This is a genomic window from Acidovorax sp. 22279, assembly GCF_052045435.1.
In the GTDB taxonomy this organism is placed as follows: domain Bacteria; phylum Pseudomonadota; class Gammaproteobacteria; order Burkholderiales; family Burkholderiaceae_C; genus Acidovorax; species Acidovorax delafieldii.
Genome location: NZ_JBQEOV010000005.1, coordinates 89,968 through 107,780, shown reverse-complemented (window position 1 = coordinate 107,780; position 17,813 = coordinate 89,968). Strand labels below are relative to the sequence as shown.

Annotated in this window: 16 protein-coding genes; 4 read left to right on the top strand and 12 right to left on the bottom strand. The window is 64.2% G+C overall.

Annotation, left to right across the window (positions count from 1 at the left end):
* Positions 1-17: 17 nt before the first annotated feature.
* From rpsN to ACTJKQ_RS08395, 11 genes are all read right to left on the bottom strand, one after another.
* Entirely contained in the window at positions 18-323 is a 306-nt protein-coding gene (rpsN, locus tag ACTJKQ_RS08445; protein ID WP_015016017.1) for a 30S ribosomal protein S14, read from the bottom strand.
* A gap of 8 nt (positions 324-331) precedes the next feature.
* A complete protein-coding gene (gene rplE / locus ACTJKQ_RS08440; protein ID WP_005793632.1) occupies positions 332-871 on the bottom strand; it encodes a 50S ribosomal protein L5 in 540 nt (179 codons plus the stop codon).
* 9 nt (positions 872-880) lie between these two features.
* Positions 881-1,201 (bottom strand): 50S ribosomal protein L24, encoded by a 321-nt coding sequence (gene rplX, locus ACTJKQ_RS08435; protein WP_008906524.1) that lies wholly within the window; start codon positions 1,199-1,201, stop codon positions 881-883.
* A 9-nt stretch (positions 1,202-1,210) separates the two neighbouring features.
* The gene (gene rplN / locus ACTJKQ_RS08430; RefSeq protein ID WP_007861702.1) at positions 1,211-1,579 is read right to left on the bottom strand and encodes a 50S ribosomal protein L14; all 369 of its coding nucleotides are present in this window, start codon (positions 1,577-1,579) and stop codon (positions 1,211-1,213) included.
* A gap of 194 nt (positions 1,580-1,773) precedes the next feature.
* Entirely contained in the window at positions 1,774-3,366 is a 1,593-nt protein-coding gene (locus tag ACTJKQ_RS08425; protein WP_440596578.1) for an FAD-dependent oxidoreductase, read from the bottom strand.
* Between the two features lie 188 nt (positions 3,367-3,554).
* Positions 3,555-5,285: an ABC transporter substrate-binding protein gene (locus ACTJKQ_RS08420; protein ID WP_440596577.1), complete on the bottom strand. Its 1,731-nt coding sequence runs from the start codon at positions 5,283-5,285 to the stop codon at positions 3,555-3,557.
* Positions 5,286-5,398: 113 nt separating this feature from the next.
* Positions 5,399-5,707 (bottom strand): DUF2160 domain-containing protein, encoded by a 309-nt coding sequence (locus tag ACTJKQ_RS08415; RefSeq protein ID WP_056065375.1) that lies wholly within the window; start codon positions 5,705-5,707, stop codon positions 5,399-5,401.
* Between the two features lie 12 nt (positions 5,708-5,719).
* Positions 5,720-6,532 carry a carbohydrate ABC transporter permease gene (locus ACTJKQ_RS08410; protein WP_440596576.1) on the bottom strand — a complete coding sequence of 271 codons (813 nt, stop codon included), beginning with the start codon at positions 6,530-6,532 and terminating at the stop codon, positions 5,720-5,722.
* A complete protein-coding gene (locus ACTJKQ_RS08405) occupies positions 6,525-7,421 on the bottom strand; it encodes a carbohydrate ABC transporter permease (protein ID WP_056065369.1) in 897 nt (298 codons plus the stop codon). Before ACTJKQ_RS08405 ends, ACTJKQ_RS08410 begins: the two co-directional genes overlap by 8 nt.
* A gap of 58 nt (positions 7,422-7,479) precedes the next feature.
* A complete protein-coding gene (locus ACTJKQ_RS08400; RefSeq protein WP_440596575.1) occupies positions 7,480-8,571 on the bottom strand; it encodes an ABC transporter ATP-binding protein in 1,092 nt (363 codons plus the stop codon).
* Position 8,572: 1 nt separating this feature from the next.
* Positions 8,573-9,664 carry an ABC transporter ATP-binding protein gene (locus ACTJKQ_RS08395; RefSeq protein ID WP_440596574.1) on the bottom strand — a complete coding sequence of 364 codons (1,092 nt, stop codon included), beginning with the start codon at positions 9,662-9,664 and terminating at the stop codon, positions 8,573-8,575.
* 236 nt (positions 9,665-9,900) lie between these two features.
* On the opposite strand from ACTJKQ_RS08395, the gene ACTJKQ_RS08390 reads away from it, so the two are divergent.
* The 3 genes from ACTJKQ_RS08390 (at position 9,901) to proC (ending at position 13,233) form a co-directional block, all read left to right on the top strand.
* On the top strand, positions 9,901-10,665 hold the full coding sequence (locus ACTJKQ_RS08390; protein ID WP_440596573.1) for a DeoR/GlpR family DNA-binding transcription regulator: 765 nt from the start codon (positions 9,901-9,903) through the stop codon (positions 10,663-10,665).
* Between the two features lie 21 nt (positions 10,666-10,686).
* Entirely contained in the window at positions 10,687-12,180 is a 1,494-nt protein-coding gene (gene glpK / locus ACTJKQ_RS08385) for a glycerol kinase GlpK (RefSeq protein WP_121941181.1), read from the top strand.
* Between the two features lie 207 nt (positions 12,181-12,387).
* Complete coding sequence (proC, locus tag ACTJKQ_RS08380) at positions 12,388-13,233, top strand: pyrroline-5-carboxylate reductase (RefSeq protein WP_440596572.1); 846 nt, start codon at positions 12,388-12,390, stop codon at positions 13,231-13,233.
* A gap of 43 nt (positions 13,234-13,276) precedes the next feature.
* Here the strand turns inward: proC and ubiA are convergent, their stop codons facing one another.
* Positions 13,277-14,170: a 4-hydroxybenzoate octaprenyltransferase gene (ubiA, locus tag ACTJKQ_RS08375; RefSeq protein WP_440596571.1), complete on the bottom strand. Its 894-nt coding sequence runs from the start codon at positions 14,168-14,170 to the stop codon at positions 13,277-13,279.
* 196 nt (positions 14,171-14,366) lie between these two features.
* On the opposite strand from ubiA, the gene ACTJKQ_RS08370 reads away from it, so the two are divergent.
* Positions 14,367-17,810 (top strand): response regulator, encoded by a 3,444-nt coding sequence (locus ACTJKQ_RS08370; RefSeq protein WP_440596570.1) that lies wholly within the window; start codon positions 14,367-14,369, stop codon positions 17,808-17,810.
* The last annotated feature ends 3 nt before the right edge of the window (positions 17,811-17,813 follow it).

Sequence of the window (17,813 nt, the reverse complement as noted above, 5' to 3'; positions counted from 1 at the left end):
TAATCTCTCCTGCCTGCTTACCAGCTGGCCTTGGTGACACCTGGGATGTCGCCATTGAAAGCCAGTTCGCGGATCTTGGCGCGAGCCAGACCGAATTGACGGAAGGTGCCACGTGGACGACCGGTGATTTCGCAACGGTTACGCTGACGTGTGGGGTTTGCGTTGCGCGGGAGCTTTTGCAGGCCCAGGCGGGCTGCATCACGCTCTTCGTCGCTGCGCTTGGCATCGCCAGCGATTGCCTTCAGTTCCGCATACTTGGTTGCGTACTTGGCTGCCAGTTTTTCGCGCTTCAGTTCGCGCTGGATCAAAGCTACTTTAGCCATGCTTCGCCTCAGTTCTTGAACGGGAAACGGAAACCAGCGAGAAGCGCCTTGGCTTCTTCGTCGGACTTGGCCGTCGTGGTGATGCTGATATTGAGACCGCGCAGGGCGTCAACCTTGTCGTACTCAATTTCAGGGAAGATGATCTGTTCTTTGACGCCGATGTTGTAGTTGCCACGGCCATCGAAGGCGCGACCGGAGATACCACGGAAGTCACGAACGCGGGGCAGCGCCACGGTCACGAAACGATCCAGGAACTCATACATCTGCACGCCACGCAGCGTGACCATGCAGCCAATGGCCTGGCCTTCGCGGATCTTGAAACCAGCGATAGCCTTCTTGGCCTTGGTCACAACAGGCTTCTGACCAGCAATCTTGGTCAGGTCGGCCACAGCGTTGTCCATCACCTTCTTGTCCGAGACTGCTTCGCTCACGCCCATGTTCAGGGTGATCTTGGTCAGACGGGGAACCTGCATCGGCGAGGTGTAACCGAACTGCTTGGTCAGCTCGGGAGCGATCTTGTCGCGGTAAATTTCTTGGAGTCGTGCCATGTTTACCCCTTAGGCCGCCTTGATTTCAGCGCCGCTGGACTTGAACACGCGAACGCGCGTGCCGTCAGCCTGCACCTTGATGCCCACGCGATCAGCCTTGCCAGTAGCGGCATTGAAGATGGCCACGTTGGACTGGTGAATCGGCATGGCCTTTTCGATGATGCCGCCCGTCGTACCCTTCATAGGGTTTGGCTTGGCGTGCTTCTTGACCAGGTTGATACCGTCGATGACGAGGTGAGAGTCATCCTTGCGCAGCGACACAGTGCCACGCTTGCCCTTGTCACGGCCGGTCAGCACGATGACTTCGTCGCCCTTGCGAATCTTGTTCATGGCGCGTCCTTAGAGAACTTCAGGAGCCAGGGACACGATCTTCATGAACTTCTCGGTACGCAGTTCACGCGTCACGGGTCCAAAGATGCGGGTGCCAATGGGCTCCAACTTTGCATTCAGCAACACTGCTGCGTTGCCGTCGAATTTGACGAGCGAACCGTCGCCGCGACGAATACCCTTCGCCGTGCGAACCACCACTGCGCTGTAAACCTCGCCTTTTTTGACGCGGCCACGTGGAGCGGCTTCTTTGATGCTCACCTTGATGATGTCGCCAACGCTTGCATAGCGACGCTTCGAGCCACCCAGCACCTTGATGCAAAGGACGGACTTGGCGCCGGTATTGTCGGCAACCTCTAACCGAGATTCTGTCTGGATCATTTCAATATTCCCAACTTGCACCAGAAGACAACAGCCCCAGAGAACTTCTCGAGGGCTGCAAATCAGCCAGTCAGTCTTGGGCCCGTCGTCCGCACCGCAAACCATTTGCAGCACTTCCCGCTGGGCAGAAACTTCACGTATGAAACGCGAAGCCTTCGATTATTGCAAAAGACTTTTAGGAAGTCAAGCGCGTGTTATGTGGGCACATGCAGATACTGTTGCACCAGGGCCAGAAAGGCCTCCAGTTGCGGATCGGCGCCTAGCTCCTCGCGCAGGAGGCCTGCGACAACCGGCGCCAGCTCAATCGCCTTGCGGGCATCCAGGAACAGCAGACGCGAACGCCGCGCCAGCACATCTTCCACCGTACAGGCGTATTCGTAGCGGGCCGCAAAGCGCACCATTGCCTCCGTCAGGCCGCCCCCGAGATCCGTCTGCGCTCCGGGCATTGCCCGCACCTCAGCCGCTTCCGTGCCGTAAGAGTGCAGTCCTTGGGCATCGCTGATGCGGTGCTGTACGGGCTCCCGAGGAGTTCCCACCAACGGCAGATGATTGGTCACCCCAGCTGGTTTTTCAGGCAACAGCCCCGTGGTGAAGCATTTTTGCAACACATCTTCGGCCATTGCCCGGTAGGTGGTCCATTTTCCACCCGTCACGGTGATCAGGCCACTGCGGCTGGCCAGCACGGTGTGCTCCCGGCTGATCTTCTTGGTGTTGTCACCGTCGTCGTCCTGCGGCTTGACCAGCGGACGCAAGCCCACCCAGATGCTACGGATGTCCTCGACGCGGGGCGCGCGGGTCAGGTAGCGCGCGGACTCCTCCAGGATGAACCGCACTTCCTCCCGGAAGGGCTCAGGCTCGCGCACCACATCCTGGCGCGGGCTGTCGGTGGTGCCCAGAATAAGTTTGCCCAGCCAAGGCACAGCAAACAGCACGCGGCCATCGGCCGTCTTGGGCACCATCAGCGCGTGGTCGGACGGCAAGAACTCCCGGTCCACCACAATGTGCACCCCCTGGCTGGGCGCCACCATGGGCTTGACAGGCCGACCGATGGCTTCGCCGTCCATCTGGCGCAGGGTGTCCACCCACACGCCCGTGGCGTTGACCACCGACCGAGCGCGCACCGTGAATTGCTGGCCGCTGTCCGCATCCTCGCAGACAAAACCCACGACCTTGCCAGCCTCATGAACCAGCGACCGTGCAGGACAGTAATTGACAACCAAAGCGCCCAGGCTGGCAGCCGTGCGCGCCAGCGCCAAGGCCAGGCGAGCGTCATCGAACTGGCCGTCCCAATATTTGACACTGCCCTTGAGCCCCTCGGTACGGGCGGTGGGCAGACATTGCAGGGTGCGAGCGCGCCCCAGAAACTCCGTAGCGCCCAGGCCAGCCTTGCCTGCAAGCGCGTCATACATCATCAGCCCGATGCCATAGAAGGGTGTTTCCCAGAAACGGTACGACGGCATCACAAAGGGCAGCGGTTGCGCCAGATGGGGCGCGTTGTGCAGCAGCGTGGTGCGTTCATGCAGCGCCTCGCGCACCAACGCGATGTTGCCCTGGGCCAGGTAACGGACCCCGCCATGCACCAGCTTGGTGGCCCGGGACGAGGTTCCTTTGGCGAAATCGTGTGAATCCACCAGCACGACGCTGAAGCCGCGCGCCGCGGCATCCAGCGCCACCCCCAGGCCCGTCGCGCCACCGCCGATCACGGCGAGGTCATACTGGTGCGGCTGGGCGAGGCGGGCCAGGAGGTCGGCGCGCCGTGTAGGAAGGGGTGCGGTGGCAATGGTCATGGGGTGATTGTCCATGGGCGGAGTAGAAACCAAGGGTTTACCCTTGAATTCCTGACACTCCCGGGGTGAGAACCCGCCCCGCAGCCGCACAGGTGCCGAGGGCGGTATCGAGCAAAAAAGGCAGCCAGAGACCTTGTGAGCCCTGGCTGCCGATCAATGGTGGTTACAACCACACCTTGATCTGTGGATCAGCGCGTCTTGCCGTCCTTCCACGCCTGCAGCAGCTTGTCGTAGGCAATGGTTTCGCCCTTTGGCTTCTCATTCGCCAGCTTCTTCCAGGGCGCCTGCTTGTCGCTCAGCCACTTGTTGGGGTCGCTCTTGGGGTTGAGCTTGGGCGCGCAGTGGGCCATGCCTGCGCGTTCCAGACGGGCCATCACCTGGTCCATCTCGTCGGCCAGGGTGTCCATGGCGCCCTGGGGAGTCTTCTCGCCCGTGACGGCCTGCGCCACGTTCTTCCACCACAACTGGGCCAGCTTGGGGTAGTCGGGCACATTGGTGCCGGTAGGCGACCATGCTACGCGCGCCGGGCTGCGATAGAACTCGACCAAGCCACCGAGCTTGGGCGCGGCGTCCGTCATGGCCTTGGACCGGATGTCACTCTCGCGGATCGGGGTCAGGCCGGTCAGCGTTTTCTTGAGCGACGTGGTCTTGGCCGTCACGAACTGGGCGTACAGCCAGGCGGCAGCCGTCTTGTTGGCGTCATGGTCCTTGAAGAAGGTCCAGGAGCCCACGTCCTGGTAGCCGTTCTGCATGCCCTGCTTCCAGTAGGGGCCGTTGGGGCCGGGGGCCATGCGCCACTTGGGCGTGCCGTCAGCATTCACCACGGGCAGGCCGGGCTTGGTCATGTCGGCCGTGAAGGCGGTGTACCAGAAGATCTGCTGCGCGATCTGACCTTGTGCGGGCACGGGGCCGGCTTCGCCGAAGGTCATGCCCGTGGCTTCCTTGGGCGCGTACTTCTTCATCCAGTCCACATACTTGGTCAGCGCATACACGGCTGCGGGCGAGTTGGTCGCACCGCCACGGGCCACGCTGGCGCCCACGGGAGTGCACTTGTCGTCCGCCACGCGGATGCCCCATTCGTCGATCGGCAGGCCGTTGGGCGCGCCGATGTCGGCAGAGCCCGCCATGGACAGCCATGCGTCGGTGAAACGCCAGCCCAGGGAGGGGTCCTTCTTGCCATAGTCCATGTGGCCATAGATAGGCTTGCCATCGATGTTCTTCACGTCGTTGGTGAAGAACTCGGCGATATCCTCATAGGCGCTCCAGTTGAGCGGCACACCCAGGTCGTAGCCATACTTGGCCTTGAACTTGTCCTTGATGTCCTTGCGGTCGAACAGGTCGGCGCGGAACCAGTACAGGTTGGCGAACTGCTGGTCGGGCAACTGGTACAGCTTGCCGTCTGGTCCGGTCGTGAACTTGGTGCCGATGTAGTCCTTGATGTCGATGCCGGGGTTGGTCCACTCCTTGCCTGCACCGCCCATGTAGTCGGTCAGGTTCATGATCTTGCCGTAGCGGTAGTGCGTTCCGATCAGGTCCGAGTCCGAGATCCAGCCGTCATAGATGGACTTGCCCGACTGCATGGAGGTCTGCAGCTTCTCGACCACGTCGCCCTCCTGGATCAGGTCGTGCTTGACCTTGATGCCAGTGATTTCCTCAAACGCCTTGGCGAGCGTCTTGGATTCGTATTCGTGGGTGGTGATGGTCTCGGACACCACCGAGATTTCCTTCACACCCTTGGCCTGCAGCTTCTTGGCCGCGTCCATGAACCACTTCATTTCGGCCATCTGCTGGTCTTTGCTCAGCGTGGAGGGCTGGAACTCGGTGTCGATCCATTTTTTGGCCTCCGCCTCGCCCGCCATGGCGGCCTGACCCGTCATGACCGCCACTGCCAGTGCCAGCGCTGTGTACCGCGTCTTCATAGTGCCTGTCTCCTCATAGTCATCTCCCCTTTGGATGCAAGGGTCACGCGGCTCCGGGGAAGGGTTGAGCCGCGCGACGGGAACCATTGAAATCAAGGCTGCCTGCAAACACCTCACCCCTTGCGCAGGATGAGCAGCAGCAGCGCCATCGACAACACAAAGCTGATCCAGATCGACGGGTCGCCCTGCAGGCTGAACCACTGGGCCAGCTTGCCGCTGACGCCGACAAAAATCAGATTCACGTAGGCCGCCGACAACAACCCAATGAACAGCCGATCACCGCGCGTCGTCTCCAGCGGCAAAAAACCCTTGCGCATCGTCGTGGGCGACTTGATCTCCCACACCGTCATACCGATCAGCATCAGCACGATGCAAATGAAGAACACCGCCACGGGCAGCGTCCAGGCCATCCAATCAAACATGTCGCTGCCTCCTCAAACCCGCCCCATCGCAAAGCCTTTTGCGATGTAGTGGCGAACAAACCAGATCACGATCGCACCTGGCACGATGGTCAGCACGCCAGCGGCGGCCAGCGTCGCCCAGTCCATGCCCGAGGCGCTCACGGTGCGCGTCATGGTGGCCACGATGGGCTTGGCATTCACGCTGGTCAGCGTGCGCGCCAGCAGCAGTTCCACCCAGCTGAACATGAAGCAGAAGAACGCTCCCACACCCACACCAGCCTTGATGAGCGGCAGGAAAATGGTCATGAAAAAGCGTGGAAAGCTGTAGCCATCGATATAGGCCGTCTCATCGATCTCGCGCGGAATACCGCTCATGAAGCCTTCCAGAATCCACACCGCCAGCGGTACGTTGAACAGCAGGTGCGCCAGTGCCACGGCAATGTGCGTGTCCATCAGCCCCACGGTGGTGTAGAGCTGAAAGAACGGCAGCAGGAACACGGCGGGCGGCGTCATGCGGTTGGTCAGCAGCCAGAAGAACACATGCTTGTCTCCCAGGAACTGGTAGCGGCTGAAGGCATAGGCGGCGGGCAGCGCCACGGTGAGCGAGATCACCGTGTTGATGCCCACATAGATCAGGCTGTTGATGTAGCCCGAATACCAGGACTCGTCGGTGAAGATGGTCTTGTAGTTGTCCCACGTGAAATGCTGGGGAAAAAACGAGAACGTCGAGAGAATCTCCGCGTTGGTCTTGAAGCTCATGTTGACCATCCAGTAGATGGGCAACACGGCGAAGACCAGGTAGGCAACGAGAAAAATCGACCGCTTCTGGAAGCGCTTTTCATTCATGGCCGGCTCCTTCGTTGCTGGCGGTACCCACGCGCTGCATCCAGTTGTAGAGGATGAAGCACAGCAGCAGGATGATGAAGAAATAGATCAGCGAGAACGCTGCGGCAGGGCCCAGGTCGAACTGGCCCACGGCCTTGGTCGTCAAGTACTGGCTCAGGAACGTGGTGGCATTGCCCGGCCCGCCGCCGGTCAGCACGAACGGCTCGGTGTAGATCATGAAGCTGTCCATGAAGCGCAGCAGCACCGCAATCATCAGCACGCCACGCATCTTGGGCAGCTGGATGTAGCGGAACACCGCGAACTTGCTGGCGCCATCGATGCGTGCCGCCTGGTAGTACGCGTCGGGGATGGAGCGCAACCCGGCAAAGGCCAGCAGAGCGACCAGCGGCGTCCAGTGCCACACATCCATCAGCAGCACCGTGAGCCAGGCCTGCGTGGCGTTGCCGGTGTAGCTGTATTCGATGCCCACCTCTTGCAGCAGCCTGCCCATGAGGCCGATATCGGCACGGCCATAGATCTGCCAGATGGTGCCCACCACGTTCCAGGGGATCAGCAACGACAGCGCCACCACCACCAGCACGGCCGACGACTTCCAGCCCTGCGCAGGCATGGACAGCGCCAGCAGGATGCCCAGCGGAATCTCCACCGCCAATACGGCCAGCGAGAAGGTGAGCTGGCGCAGCAGCGCGGCGTGAAGTTCCTCGTCGCGCATCACCTGCACGAACCACTCGGTGCCCACGAACACGCGGCGCTCCGGGCTGATGATGTCTTGCACCGAGTAGTTCACCACCGTCATCAGCGGCAGGATGGCCGAGAAGGCCACACACAAAATCACGGGCAGGATCAGGAACCAGGCCTTCTGGTTCACGGGTTTGGTCGTGGTACTCATTGGAAACCTCCGTGCTGCGCACTGCGGTGCTGAGTGCTTTCGGGCGGCCGGGCGGCGCTCATGGGGCGACCTCCGCGGTCAGCAACTGCTCGTTCTGGTAGAAGCAGGTGTGGGTTCCCAGCACCTGCAGCCATGCCATGTCACCGGCCGATGGCAGCCGCGTCTCGGGCGTGAAGCGCGCCTTGACGGTGTGCTCGCCCACCTTGGCGGTCAGCATCTGGTAGGTGCCGATGTCCTGCACTTGCACCACCTTGCAAGGCAATGCGCCCGGCTGCTGCGGCTGGGCCAGCGCCAGGTATTCGGGCCGGATGCCGACCTGCACGGCACCATTCGGCAGCGCACGGCTCACGGGGCTGGCCAGGCGGTGCCCGGCCACGGTGAGACTGTCGCCCTCGCTGTGCGCAGGCAAAAAGTTCATGCCCGGCGAGCCAATGAAGTGCCCCACAAAAGTGTGCGCAGGCCGCTCGAACAAGGCATCGGCCGATCCCACCTGCACGGCCTTGCCGCGCGTCATCACCACCACCTGGTCGGCAAAGGTCAGCGCCTCCACCTGGTCGTGGGTCACGTAGATCAGCGTGAGCTTGAGTTCGTGGTGGATCTGCTTGAGCTTGCGGCGCAGCTGCCACTTGAGGTGCGGGTCGATCACCGTGAGCGGTTCGTCGAACAGCACGGCCGCCACATCGGCGCGCACCAGTCCACGGCCCAGCGAGATCTTCTGCTTGGCGTCGGCCGCGAGGCCTGCCGCGCGCTGGTTGAGCTGGCCGCTCATTTCCAGCATCTCGGCGATCACGCCCACACGCTGCTTGATCTGGTCCTCGGGCACCTTGCGGTTGCGCAGCGGGAAGGCCAGGTTCTCGGCCACCGTCATGGTGTCGTAGATCACCGGGAACTGGAACACCTGGGCGATGTTGCGCTCCTGGGGGCTGGCGCGCGTCACGTCACGCCCGTCAAACAGCACCTTGCCGTGCGACGGCACGAGCAGGCCCGACATGATGTTGAGCATGGTGGTCTTGCCACAGCCCGAGGGGCCGAGCAGCGCATAGGCACCACCGTCCTCGAACTCCATCTTCAAAGGCAGCAGCGCGTAGTCGCCGTCCTGCTGCGGGTTGGGCTTGTACGAATGCGCCAAGTCCAGGCTGATGCGGGCCATGTCAGCGCCCTCCTTGTGCAGTAGCGGGCCGTACGGGCGCCCATGCCAGTCGGCCGTCGGCACCAAACACATAGACCTGGGCAGGGTCCAGGTGCAGCGTGATGGGCGTGCCCAGTTCAAAGTAATGCACACCGGTCAGCTGCGCCACCAGGTCACCCCAGGGTGTGGCCGCGTGCACAAAGGTGTCGGAGCCCGAAATTTCGGCCAGCTCGACCACTCCGCCCACGCTGATGTCACCCGGGCGGGCCACCACGCGCAGCGCACTGGCGCGCACGCCTGCCGTGAGCCCTGCCGCCGTGGCCACCCCTTGCGGCAGATGCACGGCCAGCTCCACCCCACCCTGCAGACGCACCCCGGAAGGGGCCGCCGAGGCAGCAATGAGGTTCATGGGCGGGTCGCTGAAAGCGCGCGCCACACGCAGCGAATTGGGGGAATGGAACACCTCGGCGGTGGGGCCGTACTGCAGCAGCTGACCTTCGTCGAGCACTGCGGTGTAGCCACCCAACAGCAGCGCCTCGCCCGGCTCGGTGGTGGCATAGACCACGGTGGACTGGCCGGCGGCAAACAACTGGGTCAACTCCTCGCGCAGTTCTTCACGCAGCTTGTAGTCCAGGTTCACCAGCGGCTCATCCAGCAGCATCAGCGGCGCACCCTTGGCCAGCGCACGCGCCAGCGCCACACGCTGCTGCTGCCCGCCGGAGAGTTCGGCCGGGTAACGATCCAGAAACATGTCGATGTGCAGGCGGCTCGCAATCTCACGCACCCTGGCGTCGATGTTCTTTTCACCGCGCAGCTTCAGGGGCGACGCAATGTTGGCCGCCACCTTCATCGAGGGGTAGTTGATGAACTGCTGGTAGACCATGGCCACATTGCGGTCGCGCACGGGCATGCCAGTCACATCCACACCATCGACCTTGACGGTGCCCGACGTGGGCGTATCCAGCCCGGCCATGATGCGCATCAGGCTGGTCTTGCCCGCCTGGGTCGCTCCCAGCAATACCGTCACGGCATTGGGCTGCAGCGACAGGTTCATGTCGTACAGCCAGGTCTGCGCCCCGACTTTTTTGCTGATGCTGTCCAACGCCAGCTGCATGAAGCATCCTCTTCCGGCCCTGAGGCCTGTGTGAAAGGGCTGCACACACGCACGGCAGCCCTCAAATTTCGATCTTTTTCATTTTTGTTCCTTTTTGTTCGAATCGAATCAAGGTTTACCCTTAATCAATTCGTTTTTGTTCGATTTACAGTCTTTAGCGTGCCACCGGGCACCAAAGCGAATGTTTCAGATTCGTTACGATTCGGTGACATAACACTGCGCACAACACCCCCACCGTGAACACCAATCCCCGCCAACTCCAACTCCTCGAAGAAGTGCGCGCGCGCAAGTCCGCCACGGTGGAACAACTTGCCGACACCCTGGGGGTCACGCTGCAGACGGTGCGCCGCGATGTGCAGCGCCTGGCGGAGTCGGGACTGCTCACGCGCTTTCATGGCGGCGTGCGCGTGCCCAGCTCCACGGTGGAGAATCTGGCCCACACCCAGCGCGAAAACCTGCATGCCGAAGGCAAAGCGCGCATTGCGCGCGCCGTGGCCGAACAGGTGCCCAACGACTGCTCGCTGATCCTGAACATCGGCACCACCACCGAGGCAATTGCCAAGGCGCTGCTGCACCACCGGGGCCTGCGCGTGATCACAAACAACCTCAACGTGGCCGCGATCCTGAGCGGCAACCCCGAGTGCGAGGTCATCGTGGCCGGCGGCGTGGTGCGCGCCCGTGACCGGGGCATCGTGGGCGAAGCGGCGGTGGACTTTATCCGCCAGTTCAAGGTGGACATTGCGCTCATCGGCATTTCGGGCATTGAGCCGGACGGGTCGCTGCGCGACTTCGACTACCGCGAGGTGAAGGTGGCGCAAACCATCATCGAGCACGCGCGCGAGGTCTGGCTGGCGGCCGACTTCAGCAAGTTCAACCGCCCGGCCATGGTGCAGCTGGCCACGCTGGCGCAGATCGACCGCCTGTTCACCGACACACCGCCGCCCGAGCCCTTCCCGGCCCTTCTGCAAGATGCTGAAGTCATCTGCACGGTAGCTGCATAGCTTCACCTATCCTTTGCCCTCATGACCTACCTGCTCGCTCTTGACCAAGGCACCTCCAGCTCCCGCAGCATCGTTTTTGACGAAGGCGGCCACATCGTGGCGCAGGCGCAGCTGGAGCTGCCGCAGATCTACCCCCAGCCCGGCTGGGTGGAGCACGACCCGCTGGAGATCTGGCGCACCCAGCTCGCCACCGCACGCGATGCGCTGGCCAAGGCGGGCATTGCGGCCAGCGACATACGCGCTGTCGGCATCACCAACCAGCGCGAAACCACCGTGCTGTGGAACCGCCAGACCGGGCAGCCCGTGCACCACGCCATCGTGTGGCAGGACCGGCGCGCCGAACCCGCCTGCGCCCAGCTGCGCGAACAAGGCCATGCCGCCACCATCCAGGCCAAGACCGGCCTGCTGGTGGACGCCTACTTCTCCGGCACCAAACTGCAGTGGATGCTGGACCATGTGCCCGGCGCGCGGCAAGCGGCCGAGCGCGGCGAGCTGGCCTTTGGCACGGTGGACAGCTGGCTGATGTGGAAGCTCACCCACGGCAAAGTGCACGTGACAGATGTGAGCAACGCCTCGCGCACCATGCTGTTCAATGTGCACACCAACCAGTGGGACGACGAGCTGCTGGCGCTGCTGCGCATTCCCAAGGCGCTGATGCCCGAGGTGTTGCCGTCCAGCGCCCACTTTGGCGACATCGCGGCCGACCTGCTGGGCCACGCCATCCGCATTGGCGGCGTGGCGGGCGACCAGCAAAGCGCGCTGTTCGGCCAGGCCTGCTTCACCGCCGGCATGGCCAAGAACACCTATGGCACGGGCTGCTTCATGCTCATGCACACGGGCGGCACGTTCCAGACATCGCAAAACGGCCTGCTCACCACCAGCGCAGCGCAGGCGACGGCGCAACCTGAATTTGCGATGGAAGGCAGTGTGTTTGTCGGCGGCGCGGTGGTGCAGTGGCTGCGCGACGGCCTGCGCGCCATCTCCACCAGCAACGAGGTGGAGTCACTGGCCCAAAGCGTGCCCGATTCGGGCGGCGTGATGATGGTGCCCGCCTTCACCGGCCTGGGCGCCCCGTACTGGAAGCCTGACGCACGCGGCACCATCACGGGCCTCACGCGTGGCACCACGCTGGGCCACATCGCGCGCGCGGCGCTCGAAAGCATTGCCTACCAGAGCGCCGCCCTGCTGCTGGCCATGAGCCGCGACGCCGTGGCCGCTGGCGGCGCCCCGGTGAGCGAGCTGCGTGTGGACGGCGGCGCCTGCATCAACGACTTGCTGATGCAGTTCCAGGCCGACCTGCTGGGCATCCCGGTGGTGCGGCCTGCAGTCATCGAGACCACTGCTTTGGGCGCAGCCTACCTGGCAGGGCTGTCGAGCGGCGTGTACCGCAGCACGGATGAACTCTCGCGGCTGTGGCGCGCCGACCGCCGCTTTGTGCCCACGCTCGGCAGCGCGCGTGCGCAGGAGCTGATGGCGAACTGGGAACACGCCGTGCGCCAAACTGTTGCAGAGTAGCCCCCCTGAGTCGCCTTCGGCGCCTTCCCCCCGCTCTCGCATCGCTGCGCGTTGCGAGCGGGGGACGCTCCCAGCGCCCCTACCTGGGAATGCTGGCGGCCCTTGCGCGGGAGCACTGGCATGGGCCGCGCCAGTTGCGCAGGCCATTCGGACAATCACAGGTCTCCGGCGCTACCATCGGCTCTCCCTTTCCAGCCTGCCCGCAAAATGACCTCCCCCGCTCCAGCCACAGCAAACCCCTCCCTCCCCACCATCGCCTTCATCGGCGGCGGCAACATGGCCAGCGCCATCATCGGCGGGCTGATCCGCCAGGGCCACCCGGCCAGCCAGATCGAGGTGGTCGAGCCCTACGCCCCCACGCGCGAGGCGCTGCTCAAGAACTTTGGACTCACGGCGCAGCCCGAGGCGGGCGCTGCACTGCAGCGCGCCAGCATCGTGGTCTGGGCGGTCAAGCCCCAGACCTTCAAGGACGCCGCCGCGCAGGCCAAGGCGCATACCCAGCAGGCCCTGCACCTGAGCGTGGCGGCGGGCATCCGCTCGGACAGCATCGCCCAGTGGCTGGGCACCGAGCGCATCGTGCGCACCATGCCCAACACGCCCGCGCTGGTGGGCAAGGGCATGAGCGCGATCTACGCACGCCCCGCCGTGACCAGCGCCGAGCGCCAGAGCGTGGAGGCCATCATGGCGTCCACCGGCGAATTCCTGTGGGTGGAGAGCGAGACCCAGCTGGACGCTGTCACCGCCCTGTCGGGCTCGGGCCCGGCCTATGTGTTCTATTTCCTCGAAGCCATGACGCGCGCCGGTGTGGGCATGGGCCTGACCGAAGCGCAGGCGCACCAGCTGGCCGTGGGCACCTTTGTGGGCGCCTCGGAGCTGGCCCGCCGCTCGGACGAGCCCCCAGCCGTGCTGCGTGAACGCGTCACCTCCAAGGGCGGCACCACCTATGCCGCCCTGCAGTCGATGGAAGCCAGCAGCGTGTCGCAGGCGTTCGAGGCCGCCATGCGCGCTGCCGAAAAGCGTGCCAACGAACTCGGCAACGAGTTCGGATCTTAATGTTTTGGGGCGGTAGCGCTAGTCGATCAAGCGCTGACCGCTATTAATTTGTGAGCGCCGCCCGCACCAGATAGCTGCCCGCAATGCCCGCAAACACCGTGGCGCCCAGCCAGTGGTTGATGCGGAACGCCTTGAAGCAGCCCTCGCGGGTGCGGGTGCGGATCAGGGTGAAGTGCCACACGGCCTGGGCCAGCGCCGCCGCAAGCGCTACATAAAATATAGCACCCAAGGCATACGGTTGTAGCGCTACCGCCCAAATACCCAAGAAAAGCAGATAAAACACCACGATGGCGGCCACATCCAGCCGCCCGAGGGTGATGGCCGAGGTCTTGATGCCTATCTTGAGGTCGTCGTCCCGGTCCACCATGGCGTATTCGGTGTCGTAGGCCAGCACCCAGAACATATTGCCCAGCCACATCCACCACGCCACCGCAGGCACGCTGCCCTGCACGGCGGCAAACGCGATGACGATGCCGAAGTTGAACGCAATACCCAGCACCGCCTGGGGCATGGAGATGATGCGCTTGGTGAACGGGTAGGCAATGGCCACCAGCACGGCGGGCACCGACCAGGCGATGGCGGCGGTGTTGGTGGTGAGCACCAGGCCAAACGACACCAGCGCCAGCACCGCGCCCAGGCCCAGCGCCTCCTTCACCGACACCGCACCGGTGGTGACCGGGCGCTGCGCCGTGCGCTTGACGTGTTTGTCAAAGTCGCGGTCGGCCACGTCGTTCACACAGCAGCCCGCGCTGCGCATGAGGATGGTGCCCAGCACAAACACCGTCAGCAGGTGCCAGCCCGGGAAGCCGTCGGCCGCAATCCACAGCGCGCTCAGCGTGGGCCACAGGCACACCAGCCAGCCAGCGGGGCGGTCCCAGCGGATCAGGTCGAGATAGAGCGAAAAACTGCTGCGGGGGGAAACAGGGGACGACGACATGATGGGACCATTACAAGAGCAGGCTCCGCAGCAAGACGCTGCAGCGGGTGGCGGGCCACGGGCGCACAGAATGTAGCAGCAGCGCCGCGACTGGGGCACGCATCACCGGGGCCAGGTAACAGCCCCAGCGCGAGCACAAAACCCGTTAAAGTCTCCGCTCGTTCCCCCAACGCACCGCCCCCTGGGGCACCAACGCATGCCCCATACATCGACCTCCCAGGCCGCCACGCGTTTTGCTGTCCCCCGCGGAATGCTGGTGGGCTTTGTGATTGCTGCCCTCGCCACGGTGCTGATCGCGCTGGTGAACTTCCGCACCGCCCAGGTGCGCGCGCAAGCGGTGGAAGCCATGGACGAAACCACGGTGACCATGCGCCACCTCAACCTGTTCGTGTCCTCGCTGAAAGACGCCGAGACCGGGCAACGCGGCTATCTGCTCACGGGGGACGACACCTATCTGCAGCCCTACAACCTGTCCCTGGGCGCCATGGAGCGCAACATGGCGCGCCTCAAGGAGCTGACGAATGACAGCGCCGTGCAGCGCCGCCTCGTCGTGCAGATCGACGACCTGCGCCACGAAAAACTGCGCGAGCTGGGCGAGACCATTGAACTGCGCCGTTCAAAGGGCCAGGAGGCCGCCGTGGCCGTAACCCGCAGTGATGCCGGCAGGGTGCTGATGGACCGCATCCGCGACCTGGCATCGGACCTGTCCACGCTGCTGAACCAGCAGCTGGAAAGTGACCGCAAGCAGTGGGTAGAGGCCGCCTCGATGTCCACCTACTACTCCTGGGGCGGCTCGTTCGTGCTGCTGGTGCTCATCTGCCTGTCGGCTGCCGCCAATGCACGGGAGTACCGCCTCAAGGCGCAGCAGTCCTGGGTCGCGGCCGGCCTCAACGGGCTGAGCCAGCGCATCCAGGGCGACCACCGGCTGGAGGACCTGGGCCAGCTCACGCTCGAATACCTGGCGCAATACCTGCGCGCGGCCGTGGGGGCAGGCTATGTGGCCGACTGCAACGGCGCGCTCACCCTGTTTGGTGGCTACGCCCTGCCCCGCGAGCGGCTGGAGCAGCGCCTGCTGCCCGGCGAAGGCCTGGTGGGCCAGGTCGCGCGCTCGCGCCAGATGCTGCATGTGCGCGATGTGCCCGCCGGGCACCTGATGGTGTCGTCCAGCACCGGCCAGTCCGCGCCAACCGAGCTGCTGCTGGCCCCCGCCATCGAGAACGGCGAAGTGTTTGCCGTGATCGAGCTGGGCTTTCATCGCCCCCTGACCGAGCCTGAGCGCACCCTGATGGAACGCGCCTCGAGCATTCTGGCGGTGGCGATCCGCGCTGGGATTGACCGCAACCGCCTGGAAGCCTTGCTGGAAGAAACCCAGCGCCAGTCCGAGGAGCTGCAGACCCAGCAAGAAGAGCTGCGTGTGAGCAACGAGGAGCTGGAGCAGCAAAGCCGCATCCTGCAAGAGTCGCAGGCCCAGATGGAGGTGCAGCAGACCGAGCTGGAGCAGACCAACGCCCACCTGGAGGCGCAGACCCAGCAGCTGGAATACCAGCGCGAGCAACTGCTGCGCGCCCAAAGCGCCATGACGGACAAGGCGCGCGAACTGGAGCTGGCCAGCCAGTACAAGAGCGAGTTCCTGGCCAACATGAGCCACGAGCTGCGCACACCGCTCAACTCCACCCTGATCCTCGCCAAACTGCTGTCCGACAACAAGCCAGGCAACCTGAGCGCCGAACAGGTGAAGTACGCGCAGACCATCTACGCGGCGGGCAACGACCTGCTGGCACTCATCAACGACATCCTCGACCTGTCCAAGATCGAAGCCGGCCAGGCCACCGTGTCGGTGGAAACGGTGACGCTGTCCAGGGCCCTGCAAACCCTGATCGACCCGCTGCGCCCGCTGGCGCAAGAAAAGGGCCTGACGTTCACTGCCACCGTCGCGCCCGACGCACCCGCCACGCTGGACACCGACCCGCAGCGCCTGGGGCAGGTGCTCAAGAACCTGCTGTCCAACGCGCTCAAGTTCACCGAGAAGGGCTCGGTGGCGCTGCATGTGTCGCGCAACCCGGACGACACCCTGTCGTTTGCCGTCAAGGACACGGGCATCGGCATTCCGGCACACCAGCAGGAACTGATCTTCGAAGCCTTCCGCCAGGCCGATGGCAGCACCCACCGCAAGTACGGCGGCACGGGCCTGGGCCTGTCGATCTCGCGCGATCTGGCTCAGCTGCTGGGTGGGTCCATCCACGTGCACAGCACGCCGGGCGAGGGCAGCGTCTTCACCCTGGTGTTGCCCCAGAAGCTGGCGCCTTCGTCGCCTGAAGCTGAATCCGCAATGCCGCTGGCGGCGCCTGCGCCAGCCCACGCGACGGCACCGGTCGTCGCACCGGCTCCTTCGGCCCACGCGTTGCCATCCGTGGCGGCCCCCACCGCACCCGTAGCCCCGCGCCGCGCGAGCGCGCGCAGCATTCTGGTGATTGAGGACGACGTGCGCTTTGCGCAGATCCTGAGCGACCTGGCCGGTGAGATGGATTTTGACTGCCACCTGGCCCACAACGCGGCCGACGGCCTGGCCTATGCGATACACAGCCTGCCCAGCGCCATCGTGCTGGACGTGAACCTGCCCGACTTCTCGGGCCTGGGCGTGCTCGACCAGCTCAAGCGCAACCCGGCCACGCGCCACATTCCGGTGCACGTGGTCTCGGTGGCCGACTACTCGCAAGAGGCCTTGGGCCGGGGCGCCGTGGGCTACGCCCTCAAGCCCGTCAAGCGCGACGAACTGGTGCATGCCCTGCAGCGCCTGGAAGCCAAGTTCACCCAGAACCTGCGGCGCGTGCTGGTGGTGGAAGACGACGAACGCCAGCGCGAGAGCGTGCGCCACCTGCTCACCAACGACGACGTGGAGATTGTGGGCGCCGGCACGGCAGCCGAGGCGCTGGCGCACCTGCGCGGCTCCACCTTTGACTGCATGGTGATGGACCTGAACCTGCCCGACCTGAGCGGCTACGAATTGCTGCAGCAGATGACGGAGCAGGACGGCGTCTCCTTCCCGCCCGTCATCGTGTACACAGGCCGCGCCCTGTCGCGCGACGAGGAGCAGCAGCTGCGCCGGTTCTCCAAGTCCATCATCATCAAGGACGCCCGCTCCCCCGAGCGACTGCTCGACGAGGTCACGCTGTTCCTGCACCAGGTGGAGTCGGAGCTGTCGGCAGAGCATCGCCAGATGCTGCAGGTGGCCCGCAACCGCGAGACTGCCCTGGAAGGCCGCAACGTGCTGGTGGTGGAAGACGATGTGCGCAACGTGTTTGCGCTCTCCAGCATCCTGGAGCCCACCGGCATCCACGTGGAGATCGCGCGCAACGGCCGGGAGGCCCTGCAGGCGCTGGAGCGCGCCGGCAGCGGCGGCCACCCCGCGATTGACCTGGTGCTGATGGACATCATGATGCCGGAGATGGACGGCTACACCGCCATGCGCGAGATCCGCAACCGCCCTGAGTGGCGCCGCCTGCCCATCATCGCGCTGACCGCCAAGGCCATGAAGGACGATCAGGAAAAATGCCTGGCCGCCGGGGCCAATGACTACATCGCCAAGCCGCTGGACGTGGAGAAGCTGCTGTCCCTGGTGCGGGTGTGGATGCCCAAGTAGGCC

Bases quoted from the DNA above. Each gene is read 5' to 3' on its own strand.
- rpsN (WP_015016017.1), bottom strand. From the start codon at position 323: ATGGCTAAAGTAGCTTTGATCCAGCGCGAACTGAAGCGCGAAAAACTG.
- rplE (WP_005793632.1), bottom strand. From the start codon at position 871: ATGGCACGACTCCAAGAAATTTACCGCGACAAGATCGCTCCCGAGCTG.
- rplX (WP_008906524.1), bottom strand. From the start codon at position 1,201: ATGAACAAGATTCGCAAGGGCGACGAAGTCATCGTGCTGACCGGCCGT.
- rplN (WP_007861702.1), bottom strand. From the start codon at position 1,579: ATGATCCAGACAGAATCTCGGTTAGAGGTTGCCGACAATACCGGCGCC.
- ACTJKQ_RS08425 (WP_440596578.1), bottom strand. From the start codon at position 3,366: ATGACCATTGCCACCGCACCCCTTCCTACACGGCGCGCCGACCTCCTG.
- ACTJKQ_RS08420 (WP_440596577.1), bottom strand. From the start codon at position 5,285: ATGAAGACGCGGTACACAGCGCTGGCACTGGCAGTGGCGGTCATGACG.
- ACTJKQ_RS08415 (WP_056065375.1), bottom strand. From the start codon at position 5,707: ATGTTTGATTGGATGGCCTGGACGCTGCCCGTGGCGGTGTTCTTCATT.
- ACTJKQ_RS08410 (WP_440596576.1), bottom strand. From the start codon at position 6,532: ATGAATGAAAAGCGCTTCCAGAAGCGGTCGATTTTTCTCGTTGCCTAC.
- ACTJKQ_RS08405 (WP_056065369.1), bottom strand. From the start codon at position 7,421: ATGAGTACCACGACCAAACCCGTGAACCAGAAGGCCTGGTTCCTGATC.
- ACTJKQ_RS08400 (WP_440596575.1), bottom strand. From the start codon at position 8,571: ATGGCCCGCATCAGCCTGGACTTGGCGCATTCGTACAAGCCCAACCCG.
- ACTJKQ_RS08395 (WP_440596574.1), bottom strand. From the start codon at position 9,664: ATGCAGCTGGCGTTGGACAGCATCAGCAAAAAAGTCGGGGCGCAGACC.
- glpK (WP_121941181.1), top strand. From the start codon at position 10,687: ATGACCTACCTGCTCGCTCTTGACCAAGGCACCTCCAGCTCCCGCAGC.
- proC (WP_440596572.1), top strand. From the start codon at position 12,388: ATGACCTCCCCCGCTCCAGCCACAGCAAACCCCTCCCTCCCCACCATC.
- ubiA (WP_440596571.1), bottom strand. From the start codon at position 14,170: ATGTCGTCGTCCCCTGTTTCCCCCCGCAGCAGTTTTTCGCTCTATCTC.
- ACTJKQ_RS08370 (WP_440596570.1), top strand. From the start codon at position 14,367: ATGCCCCATACATCGACCTCCCAGGCCGCCACGCGTTTTGCTGTCCCC.